The 12079-nt window shown below is 72.2% G+C and carries 5 protein-coding genes; 3 read left to right on the forward strand and 2 right to left on the reverse strand.

The annotated features are described in order from the left end of the window. On the reverse strand, positions 1–7086 hold the full coding sequence (locus OG494_RS14020) for an SDR family NAD(P)-dependent oxidoreductase (protein WP_328455689.1): 7086 nt from the start codon (positions 7084–7086) through the stop codon (positions 1–3). Positions 7087–7864: 778 nt separating this feature from the next. Here OG494_RS14020 and OG494_RS14025 point away from each other — a divergent pair. Together OG494_RS14025 and OG494_RS14030 are read left to right on the forward strand one after the other, a co-directional pair. Next, positions 7865–8986 carry a threonine synthase gene (locus OG494_RS14025; RefSeq protein ID WP_328455691.1) on the forward strand — a complete coding sequence of 374 codons (1122 nt, stop codon included), beginning with the start codon at positions 7865–7867 and terminating at the stop codon, positions 8984–8986. Next, entirely contained in the window at positions 8983–9600 is a 618-nt protein-coding gene (locus tag OG494_RS14030) for a helix-turn-helix transcriptional regulator (protein WP_328455693.1), read from the forward strand. The genes OG494_RS14025 and OG494_RS14030 overlap by 4 nt, the downstream gene beginning before the upstream one ends. Here OG494_RS14030 and OG494_RS14035 read toward each other — a convergent pair. Beyond that, positions 9597–10499, reverse strand: coding sequence for a glutaminase (locus OG494_RS14035; protein ID WP_328455695.1), 903 nt, complete (start codon positions 10497–10499; stop codon positions 9597–9599). The two genes, OG494_RS14030 and OG494_RS14035, sit on opposite strands and share 4 nt — an antisense overlap. Before the next feature lie 170 nt (positions 10500–10669). On the opposite strand from OG494_RS14035, the gene OG494_RS14040 reads away from it, so the two are divergent. Continuing rightward, a complete protein-coding gene (locus OG494_RS14040; protein WP_328455697.1) occupies positions 10670–12061 on the forward strand; it encodes an amino acid permease in 1392 nt (463 codons plus the stop codon). Positions 12062–12079 lie beyond the last annotated feature (18 nt).

The following is a 12079-nucleotide window of genomic DNA, read 5'->3' on the forward strand; positions in this document are numbered from 1 at the left end:
TCACCAGCCCGAGGCGGTGTGGACGACGGCGGACGTCTCCGGGCGGCCCCACGCCAGCTCGCGCAGCAGGCCGAGGGTGCCTTCCTCCGGGTCGATCAGTTCGATGCCGCGGCGGGCGTACTCGCGCATCAACGCCGGCGTGACCATGCCGTCGTTGGTGCCGGTCGGCGCCCACGGTCCCCAGTGGACGGTCACCGCGCGGCCGGCGGGCCAGCGGCGGCCGAGGGTCTCGAGGGCGTCGTTGGCGGCGGCGTAGTCGGACTGGCCGCGGTTGCCGAGCGCGGCGGCGATACTGCCGAACAGCACGACGAACTTCGGCTCGTCGGGCAGGTCCGCCGTCGCCTCCAGCAGGGTCTTGGCACCGTCCACTTTGGTCCCGTAGACGCGGGTGAACGACTCCGGTGTCTTCTCGGCGACGAGTTTGTCCTCGATGACGCCGGCCGCGTAGACGATGCCGTCGAGACGGCCGTGCTCGGCGTGGATCTCCTTGACCGCGCGGTGCACGGCCTCGGCGTCGAGCATGTCGACGGACTGGTAGCGCACCGGACTGCCGAGCGATTCGAGCCGTTTCAGGGTGTCGCGGACTTCGCGTTCGCCGAGGACGCGGCGCGCCGCGCGTTCGATCTCGGCCGGGCTCTTGAGACCGCTCGCGATCAGGGCGGTGCGCAGCTCCTTGGCGTCCTTGGCCTGCGGGTACTCGTCCTCGGTGGCCGGTACGGGTGTCCGGCCGACCAGTTCGAGGCGGCAGCGGGACGCGGCGGCGAGCGTCGCGGCGAACCGGGCGGTGATGCCCTTGGCCCCGCCGACGAGCAGGACGACCGAGTCGCGATCCAGCCCGGCCGCGGTCGCTTCGGCGGTGCCGTCGCCCGCCGGCCCGGCGCCGCTGCTGCCGAGCAGGCCGAGGCTCTCCTCGGTCAGCCGGAGCCCGCTGCGGTTTTCGCCGTCGCGGAGCACGACCGGTTCGCGGTCCACAGTGGACAACTCGGCGACGATCTTTTCGGCCTGGTCGGCAACGTTCGTGCCCTGTGGTTGCTCGACGACCCGGGCGATCATGTCCGGGTATTCGCGGGAGACGCTGCGGTAGAAGCCGCGCAGGCCTTCGCCGGGGCCGGCGGTGAGCAGCCAGGTGGGGTTCGCGGCGAGGGCGTCTCGGTAGCGCGGGAACGCAGCGGGCAGCACCGGCCCGGCGTCGGGGAGGTCGATCACGCCGTCGAAACCCGGGCGGACGGCGTCGGCGATCTCGGCTGTCGCGCCCAAGGCGGCCAGCCGGGTCCGGACCGCTTCGGCCAGCGCGCCGGTGCCGAGGACCAGGAACTTCCGGCCGGTGACGTCGGGGGCGGTGGCGGGCGCGAGGGCGAACTCGGTCATGACCAGGCGTTTCGGCGCGACGATGACCGGCTGCGGTGCGGTTGCGGCACCGACCGGGACCGGTTCGGGTCCGGTTCGCGGTGGCTCGACGATGGCGGGTCTCCGCTGGTCGGGTGCCCCGCCCACGAGCCCGGCGATCGTGGCGGCGGTGCGGGCCTTGGCGAGTTCCTCGACGTCCCCGTCCGGGTCGAGCCCCAGCCGCGTGGCCAGCTCACCGGCGATCTCGGCGCGCTTGATCGAGTCGATGCTCAGGTCGGCTTCGAGATCGAGGTCGGGCTCGATCATGTCCGCGGGGTACCCGGTCCGGTCGGCGATCACGTCGACGACGGTGTCCAAAACAGACCGCACGGGCACCGCGACCGACGCGACGGGCTGCGGCGCCCCGGCCCCGATCAGCTCGGCGATCGACGCCGCCGTCCGCGCCTTCGCGAACGTCTCGATATCCTCACCGGCGTCCAGACCCAACCGCGACGCCAACTCGCCCGCGATCTCCGCGCGCTTGATCGAATCCACACTCAAGTCGGCTTCCAGATCGAGATCCGGCTCGATCATGTCCACCGGATACCCTGTCCGCTCCCCGATCACCTCGATCACCGTGTCCAAAACGGACCGCACGGGCACCGCGACCGGCGACGGCGCACCCGGTCCGATCAACTCCGCGATCGACGCCGCCGTCCGCGCCTTCGCGAACGTCTCGACGTCCTCACCGGCGTCCAGACCCAACCGCGACGCCAACTCGCCCGCGATCTCCGCCCGCTTGATCGAATCCACACTCAAGTCCGCTTCCAGATCGAGATCCGGCTCGATCATGTCCACCGGATACCCCGTCCGCTCCCCGATCACCTCGATCACCGTGTCCAGGACGGACCGGACCGGAGCCGGAACGGGAGTCACCGGGACGGCGACCGGGAGCACTTCGACGACCTGGGCGACCGCCGCCGGGACGTCCGTGCCGAAGTAGCCGAGCAGGACGTCGCGCTGGGCGGCGATCATCTCGCGGCTCGTGCGCAGGAAGTCCGCCACCATCGCGTCCGAGGTGCCCGCCGCCACCGGGGAAACCGGCGCCAGGACCTCGGGAAGCCGTTCCGCCGGGCGCAGCGCACCCGCCGGGATCACGCCGTCCGCGGTGCGGAGGAGGTGACCGTCCACCGTCCACCCGGGACGCTTCGGCCGCGGCACCGAAGCCGCGTCGACCGCGTCGCGGCCGCGGAAGAGCCAGCCCGTCTCGACCGGCACGCCGGACACCGCCAGCTGGGCGAGCGCGCTGAGGAAGCCCGGCACGCCGCGGCGGCCTCGCTGCTCGAACCCGATCGTCCGGTGTGGACGGTCGCCGAGGATCGCGGTGATCTGCTTCGCCAGCACCGCGCCGGGGCCCGCCTCGACGAACACCCGCGCTCCCGCCGCGTACATCGCCTCGATCTGCTCGACGAACCGGACCGGCGAGCCGATCTGGGCGGCCAGTTCGCCGCGGACGTCGTCCGGGTAGGGCGCCGCGGTGCGGTTGCTGTAGACCGGGATGGCCGGCCGGACGACGCCGATCGCTCCGAGGGCTCGGCCGAACGTCTCCCCCGCGGCCGCGACCAGCGGGCTGTGGAACGCGCACGCGACCGTGATCCGCTTCGCGCCGAGCCCGGCGGCCCGCAGCAGCCCGACGGCCGTCTCGATGTCGGCGGTCGGGCCGGAGATCACGGTCTGCGTCGGCGAGTTGTGGTTCGCCAGAACGACTGTGCCCAGTTCGGCGATCACCTTGCCGACGTCGGCGGCGGACGCCGAGACCGCGGCCATCGCGCCCGGGTCCGACGCCGGGATCGCGTCGAGGATCGCTTCGGCCCGGGCGTGGCTGGCGTGCAGCAGCGCTTCCGGGGTGAGGGCCCCGGCCGCGGAGAGGGCGATCAGCTCGCCGTAGCTGTGGCCGCCGGTCATCGCGGGCCGGACGCCGGCGCGGGTCAGCAGCCGGAACGCGGCCAGCCCGGCGAGGCCGAGCGCGGGCTGGGCGACGCGGGTGTCGGTGACGCGGTCGACCGCGGCCTGGCGGGCCGGCTCGCCGAAGGCGGCGGGGCCGAACACCGTCACGGCGGTGGCCGGGTCGAGCCGCAGGTAGCGCTGCAGCTCGGGGAACGTGACGAACAGCTCGGCGAACATCCCCGGCCGCTGGCTGCCCTGGCCGGGGAACAGCACCGCGACCTCACCCGGCTCGAAGTCCCCGACGCGGTACACACCCGGCGCGTCGGAGCCGGACAAGGCCTGACGCAGCGACCCGGCCAGTTCGTCCACATCGGACGCGACGACGGCCAGCCGGACCCGGCCCGAGGCCTCGGACCGGCGGGACGCGCTCAGCGCGAGGTCCCGCAGACGCCACGGCTGCTTGCCCGCCGGGACGTCCTCGACCAGCGCCAGGAGATCCCGCGCGGCCGCGTCGGTGGCGAAGGTGAACAGCTCCGCCGGCCACTCGTCGCCGACCTGGGCGGGCAGGACGCCATCGTGCGCGCCCAGCACGACGTGGAAGTTGGTGCCCCCGAAACCGAACGCGCTGACCCCGGCGATCCGCTCGGCGGCCGGCGCGCTCCACGGCTGCGGCGCCGACTGGAACACGAACGGGCTGGTCGCGGCGTCCCACGCCGGGTTCGGCGCGGTCACGTGCAGGGTCGGCGGTTTGACGCCGGTGTGCAGCGCCAGCGCCGTCTTGATCAGCCCGGCGAGGCCCGCGGCGCACTTGGTGTGGCCGATCTGGGACTTCACCGAACCGATCGTGCAGCCGCCCGGCGCGGCCCCGGCCTCGGTGAACACCTTGGTCAGCGTGCCGAGCTCGGTCCGGTCGCCGACGACGGTCCCGGTGCCGTGCGCCTCGACCAGCCCGACCTGCGCGGGCGAGACGCCGGCGTTGCGGTAGGCGCGGGTCAGCGCGGTGTGCTGGCCTTCCGGCCGGGGTGCGGTCAGCCCGAGCGCGCGCCCGTCGGACGCCGCGCCGACGCCCTTGATCACGGCGTACACCCGGTCGCCGTCGCGTTCGGCGTCGGAGAGGCGCTTCAGCGCGACGCACGCGACGCCTTCGCCGAGCGCGATGCCGTCGGCCGCGCTGTCGAACGTCGCCGAGCGCCCGGTCGGGGAAAGGGCGTGCGCCGAGGCGAAGAGCAGGTAGTCGTTGATGCCGTTGTGCAGGTCCGCGCCGCCGCACAGGACGAGGTCGCTGGTGCCGGCGGTCAGCTCCTTGCAGGCGACGTCGACGGCGGTGAGCGACGACGCGCAGGCCGCGTCGACGGTGTAGTTCGCGCCGCCGAGGTCGAGCCGGTTGGCGATCCGGCCGGCGATGACGTTGGCCAGGACACCCGGGAACGAGTCTTCGGTGATCTTCGGCAGCCGCTCGTCGAGCCCGGGCGGCAGTTCGCCCACGTAGGAAGGCAAGACGGTCCGCAGGCTCATCGCGTTGGACAGGTCGCTGCCCGCTTCGGCGCCGAACACGACGGACGTCCGCGTCCGGTCGAAGGCACGCTCGCCGTAACCCGCGTCGGCGAGCGCGCGGTGCGCGGCTTCGAGCGCCAGCAGCTGCACCGGTTCGATGCTGGCCAGCGACGACGGCGGGATGCCGTAGCGCAGCGGGTCGAACCCGATCTCGGGCAGGAACCCGCCCCAGCGTGACGGCGTCTTCTCGCCCTGGCCGTCGGGGTCGTAGTAGAGGGTGGTGTCCCAGCGCTGCGGCGGGACTTCGGTGACGGCGTCCGCGCCGGCCAGGACGTTCGCCCAGAACGACGCCAGGTCCGGGGCCTGCGGGAACATGCAGGCCATCCCGACGATCGCGACGTCGAGGGGTTCGGGGGCGGGCGGCTCCGGCGTGGTGACGCCGAAGCCGGCGGCCCGCTCGCGCAGGAAGGCGTTCGCTCCCTCCCCGACCGCGGTGTGCAGTTCGGCGATCGTGGTGACGGCCGAGCGCAGCACGGCGACCTCGCCCGCCATGAACATGCCTTCGGCCAGCTGCCGGTCTTCGCCGACCTCGCGCAGGTCGGCGCCGACGCGCTCGATGCCCTTGCTCGCGAGGCGGAGGCGGCCGACGTTGAGCGTCTCCAGCCGCTCCCACGCGTCGCGGCTCGGCACCCCTTGCTCGGCGAGGTCGGCCTTGAGCGCGGCGTACTCCTCGGTGAACGGGCTGCGGACGCAGCGGGTGGCGTGGCCGGGCGCGGTTTCGAGCAGGTCGGTGTGCCGGGCCGCCAGGAGCTGCCGCTGGAACAGCGGGAGCACGGCGCCGGCGTCGACGGCTTCGTGGGTGAAGAGGTAGGCGGTGCCCATGAGGACGCCGATGGCGGCGCCGCGGGCGGCGACCGGCGCGGCGAGGGCGGCGACCATCGCGGCCGAGCGTGCGTCGTGGATCCCGCCCGCGAACAGGATCTGCAGGTCACTGGCGGCGTCCGGGGTGGTGGCCAGGAAGTCGCCGAGGACGCCGAGCTGGGCCTCCCAGAGCGGGAAGCTGGTGCGCGGGCCGACGTGACCGCCGCATTCCGAGCCTTCGAAGACGAACTTGCGCGCGCCGGCTTCGAGGAACTGCTTCAGCAGGCCGGGCGAGGGCACGTGCAGGAAGGTGGCGATGCCGGCGTCTTCCAGCGCCGCGGCCTGGGCCGGGCGGCCGCCGGCGATGATCGCGTGGCTGGGCCGCAGTTCGCGGATCACCTCGAGTTGCGCGGCCTTGACGTCGTCGGCGGCGAAGCCGAGCACGCCGACGCCCCAGGGCGCGCCGCCGACCGCCTCGCGCGTACGCTCCAGGACTTCGCGGGTCTGCTCCGGGCCGGACAGCGCGAGCGCGATGAACGGCAGCGCCCCGCCCGCGGCGACCTCGGCGGCGAACGCGGCCTGGTCGCTCACGCGGGTCATCGGGCCCTGCGCGAGGGGCAGGGTGGTGCCGAACGCGCGGCTGCCCGCGGTACCCGGGCCGAGCACCGGGACGTCCGAGCGCAGCGCGTCGCCGATGGCGTCGCGGAGGCCGCGGACGGCCGCGGTCACCGTGCCCCAGCGGTCGCGGAACCGGGTGGCGAGGAAGACGTCCTGCCCGGCCTGGATCGGTGTCACGCCTGTCCCGCGGCGGGACAGCACGCGGACGCCGTCGACGACCACGGTTTCGGAGCCGTCGAGGCCGGTGACGGCGGTGGTCAGGGCCGACGGCAGTTCCGCCTCAGGCAGCAGCGCGAGCTGGGTGTCGACGACGACGCCGGCCGCGCCACCCGCGAGGGCGGCGGCCGCGGTGTGCGGGCCGATCCCACCCGCCGCCCACACCGGGACGGGCACGTCGGCCAGCAAAGCCTGGAGTAACACGAAAGTGCTCAGCTCACCCGTCCGGCCGCCGCACTCGTGACCGCGGGCGATCAAACCGTGGGCGCCACCGTCGACCGCCCGCGCGGCCGACGCGCGGCTCGTGACCTCGGCCAGCACCCGTCGTCCCGGGAAGTCGCGCGCAGTGCACGGCGAGTCTTCGGTCAGCAGGACGGTGCTTGCGGCCTCGGGCAGGTCCGTGCCCGCGGGCAGGCGCGCGAGCCGGATCCCGAACGCCGGGAGCCCCCATTCCGCCAGCAAGGCGAGCTCTTCCGCGGCGACGCCGGCCGGGCCGGTGAGGTCGAGCACGCCGAGTCCGCCACCGCGCGCGGCGGCCGCGACCCCGCGCGCGGAAGGCCACGCGAGCGGCGAGACGGCGACGACCGGCACGGCCGGTTCGCGGTCGTCTTTCGAGACACGCATGGGAACTCCCGCTACAACCGAAAGGGTGATGGGGTAACGGGGAGTACTTAAGCGCGTTCATCCGGTTCCGTCAACAACCCACCACGAATTCATGGTGGTTGTGCAGAAAATTCGGGAGCGACCAGGCCGGAGACGCAAGAATTTAACGCGGCCGTCACGTACCACCAGCCGAGATCGTGTGCGGATTGCCTTGTACAGCGGTCAATAGTCCCGCCACGATGGCCATACACCGTGGTCGGCGTGGTCCACACCTCCGGACGGGGCAAGCCATCTCACCCGCTGGACGCAACGGGACTGCCCACACCGGACCACTCCATCCGGCGGGTCCGCCGTTTCCCCGACGCCAACACCAAGTGTCGCGACGGTAAAATCGACCACACCGGAGGGCCCGTCACGGCATTTGCGCGGAACTGTGCGCCGGATCACGCGGGCACTATTCACCCGGCATTTTTCCGGACGTCCGGAAGAATGCTTCCCGAATGCGCAAACGCACCCGCCACTCCCCCGCGAGTCCACTGTGGATTCCCCGGAGCCCCGGATTCCGCGTGTTCACACGCCCCGGGCGACCGCACCCGGGCACCCCGCACCCCGGCCGACCTGGGCGACTCCCGGTATTCAGTCCGCCACCTTCGGTATCTCCGACACCGGCCGGCGAGGCGCCGAGATCGAAATCCTCACCCGGCGCGTTACGGATCTTTCCTGAGAAAAAGCTGAAAACATTTCGCGTACTTGTCGGTAACCGTAGACACGTCGTCTACCCTTGGACCAACTGTTCAGCGTGGAGGTGGTCGTGGAGTACTGGTACGCCGACGAGCGGTCGGGGGCGCGCTACCCGGCTGACCCACTGCGCTGGCGGGGTGACGACGGCGCCCCGCTGACCGTCGCCCCGCTGCCCGGCCTGGCTCCCGGCGACGTCGACACCGGCGTCCGGTCGCTCTGGCGCTACCGTGCGGCTCTGCCTGGCGACCTGCGTCCGCTCTCACTCGGCGAGGGCTGCACGCCGCTGGTCCGGCAGCCGTGGGGCGACGGCGAGGTCCGGTTCAAGCTCGAGTGGTTCAGCCCGACCGGCAGCTTCAAGGACCGTGGTTCCAGCGTCATGGTCGCGGCGCTGGCCGGCGCCGGCGTAAAGGACCTCCTCGAGGACAGCTCGGGCAACGGCGGCTCGTCGGTCTCGGCCTACAGCGCCGCCGCCGGGATCGCGGCGACCGTACTGGCGCCCGAAGGGACGTCCGCCGCGAAAGTCCTGCAGACCCGCGCGTACGGCGCGACCGTCGAACTTGTGCCCGGCACCCGCGACGACACCGCCGCCGAGGCGGTCCGCCGCTCGGCAACGACGACCTACGCCAGCCACAACTGGCACCCCTTCTTCCTGCAGGGCACCAAGACCCTCGCCTACGAACTGTGGGAGGACCTGGGGTTCCGCGCGCCGGACGCGGTCGTCACGGTCGCCGGCGCCGGCAGCATAGTGCTGGGCCTCGACCTCGGGTTCGGCGAACTCCTCGACGCCCGTTCGATCGCGCGACGGCCGCGTCTGCTCGTCGCGCAGCCCCGCAACTGCTCCCCGATCGACGCCGCGTTCCACGACCGGCGGCCGCCGCCGTTCGCCCCGACCGTCGCCGAAGGCACCGCGATCCGGCACCCGATCCGGCTCCCCGAGGTCGTCGCGGCGATCCGGCGTTCGGGCGGCGGCACGGCCGCGATCGAGGAGGACGCCATCGCCGCGGCCGCCCGGCGCCTCGCCTCCCTCGGTCTCTACGCCGAGCCGACCAGCGCGAGCGCCGCCGCGGCGATCGACGTGTTCCGCGAACGCGGTGTGATCCGGCCGGGCGAGACCACGGTCGTCGTGCTCACCGGATCCGGGCTCAAGGCGCCGGACAAGCTGCGGGAGCTGCTCGGATGACCGAAGACGAGCTGCTGCTGCGGGAGGCGGAGAAGATCGCGCACGCCGTCGGCCGGATGTTCCCCGGGCTGTGCGAGGTCGTGCTGCACGACCTGCGCGACCCGGCCCGCGCGGTGCGCGCGATCGAAGGCGGGTTGTCCGGCCGCGCCGTCGGCGACCCGGCGACCGAGCTGGGCCTGGCGCGCATCGCCGACCCGGACTTCCCCGACGTGCTGCAGAACTACCCGAACCGCTTCCCCGACGGCCGCCCGGCCAAGAGCACGTCGATCGGCATCCGCAATTCCGGCGGCGAGTACGTCGCGGCGCTGTGCCTCAACCTCGACATCTCCCTGCTCGGCTCGGCCGCCCACGCCCTGACCCGCCTCACCCGCACCGACGACCCGGCGCCGCTGACCGAGACCCTGCAGGCCCGCACGGCCGATGACTTGCGCGCCTTGGTCGAGGACTACGCGGCCGAGCGCGGCCACACCCCGCTCACCCTGCCGTCGGCCGCGAAAAAGGACCTGGTCCGGGTGGTGAAGGCGCGCGGGTTCCTGGAGCTGAAGAACGCGGTGCCGGCACTGACCGAGCTGCTGGGGATCTCGCGGGCGAGCGTCTACAACTACCTGCGCTAGAAGACCGACCAGCCGGTCAGCGTGGTGAACCGGTCGAGGGCCGCGACGCCGGCGACCGAGTTGCCGCGCGCGTCCAGGCCCGGGCTCCAGACGCAGACCGCGCAGCGGCCCGGGACGATCGCCACGATCCCGCCGCCGACGCCGCTCTTGCCCGGGAGGCCGACGCGGTAGGCGAACTCGCCCGCCGCGTCGTAGGTGCCGCACGTCAGCATCACCGCGTTGATGCGCTTCGCCGAGCTGAGCCCGAGCAGGCGGGTGCCGTCGTTGCGGACGCCGTGGCGGGCCAGGAAGAGCGCCGAGCGCGCGACGTCGCGGCAGGACATCGCGATCGAGCACTGCCGGACGTACTGGTCCAAAACGGACGGTACCGGGTTGCGCATGTTGCCGTAGGACGCCATGAAGTACGCCAGCGCGCGGTTGCGGTCGGCGTGCCCGGCCTCCGACGCGGCGACCTCGGCGTCGATGTCGATGTCCGCGCGGCCGCTTTCCGCGCGCAGGAACGCGAGCAGCGCGCCCACCGCGTCGCCGTGACAGGTGAGTTCGTCGGTCACCACCAGCGCGCCCGCGTTGATGAACGGGTTGCGCGGGATGCCGTCCTCGTGTTCCAGCTGCACCAGGGAGTTGAACGGATCGCCGGACGGTTCGCGGCCGACGCGCGTCCAGACGTCGTCGCCGCGGGCGAGCACCAGGGCGAGGGTGAAGACCTTCGACATGCTCTGCACGGAGAACGGCCGCAGCCAGTCCCCCGCGCCGTGCACGCCACCGTCCACATCGGCCACCGCGATGCCGAACCCCGGCCGGACCCGGGCCAGGGCGGGGATGTAGTCCGCGACGGCGCCGCGGCCGACCTCGGGCGCGACGTCGTCGGCGATCCGGTCCAGCAGCGCCGCGAGGTCCACGGCCGTAGCGTAGGAGGCCCGCGCGACGCGCGAACACCGGGGTCGCGGGTGAACTTGTCAAATCGAAACGGGAAATACGGGGAAAACCGCCAAGGTGATCTCTCGCACACCTTAAGTCTTCCTTAGTGTGCTTGGTCACTTGCCGCTAACGCCTCTAGCGTCTGGCAACCATGGATTCCTCGCTGCTCACCGAAAAAGGTGAAAGCTACTCGAAAGCGCTCGGCAACCGCCAAGTGCAGATGATCGCCATCGGCGGCGCGATCGGCGTCGGGCTGTTCCTCGGCGCCGGCGGCAAGCTCCACCAGGTCGGCCCGTCGCTGATCTTCTCCTACGCGATCTGCGGGGTGGCCGCCTACTTCGTGATGCGCGCGCTCGGCGAGCTCGTGCTGCACGAGCCGAGTTCCGGCAGTTTCGTGACCTACGCCCGGAAGTTCATCGGGCCGTGGGCCGGCTTCGCCTCCGGCTGGATGTACTGGGTGAACTGGGCGATGACCGGGATCGCGGAGATCACCGCGGTCGCGATCTACGTCCACAAGTGGCTGCCGGACGTGCCCCAGTGGATCACCGCGCTCGTGGCGCTCGGTGTGCTGCTGGCCGTGAACCTGCTGTCGGTGAAGCTGTTCGGCGAGCTCGAATTCTGGTTCTCGGTGGTCAAGGTGCTGGCCATCGTCGTTTTCCTGATCACCGCGGTCGGCCTGGTCTTCACCAGCGCCGACATCGGCGGCACCCCGGCCGGCGTGCACAACCTGACCGACCACAGTGGATTCTTCCCGGCCGGCATCGGCGTCGCGCTGATGACGCTGCAGGCGGTCATCTTCGCCTACTCGGCCATCGAGGTCGTCGGCATCGCGGCCGGCGAAACGAAGAATCCGCGCCAGGTCCTGCCCAAGGCGATCAACAGCGTCGTCTGGCGGATCGGCGTGTTCTACGTCGGTTCGGTGCTGATGCTGGCGATGCTGCTGCCCTGGCCGTTCTACAACGGCGACGAAAGCCCGTTCGTCACGGTGTTCAGCCGCCTCGGCATCCCGGGCATCGGTGACGTGATGAACGCCGTCGTGCTCACCGCCGCGCTCTCGAGCGTCAACTCCGGGCTCTACTCCACCGGCCGGATCCTGCGGTCGCTGGCCGACAAGGGCGAGGCGCCGGCGTTCGTCGGCCGGATGAACCGCCGGCACGTCCCCTACGGCGGCATCATGTTCACCTCGATCGCCTACCTGCTCGGTGTGGTGCTGAACTACCTGGTGCCGAAGGAGGCGTTCGACATCGCCATCGCGATCGCGTCCCTGGGCGTGATCACGACGTGGGCGACGCTGATCTTCTGCCAGATGCGGCTGCGCCAGGCGGCGCTGCGCGGCGAGCTGGAACGGCCGTCGTACCGGATGCCGTGGGCGCCGTATTCCGGCTGGGCGACGCTGGCGTTCCTCGCGTTGGTGGTGGTGCTGATGGGCTTCTCCGACGGCGCCGAGAAGATCGCGTTCTACTCGATCCCGGTGCTGGCGATCGTGCTGGTGGTCGGCTGGCGGGTCATCTCGAAACGCCGCGAACGCGTCCCGGCCGAGTAACGGCCGGGTGGGTGAAGG

Origin of the sequence: Amycolatopsis sp. NBC_00438, from assembly GCF_036026695.1 — a bacterium.
GTDB lineage: Bacteria > Actinomycetota > Actinomycetes > Mycobacteriales > Pseudonocardiaceae > Amycolatopsis.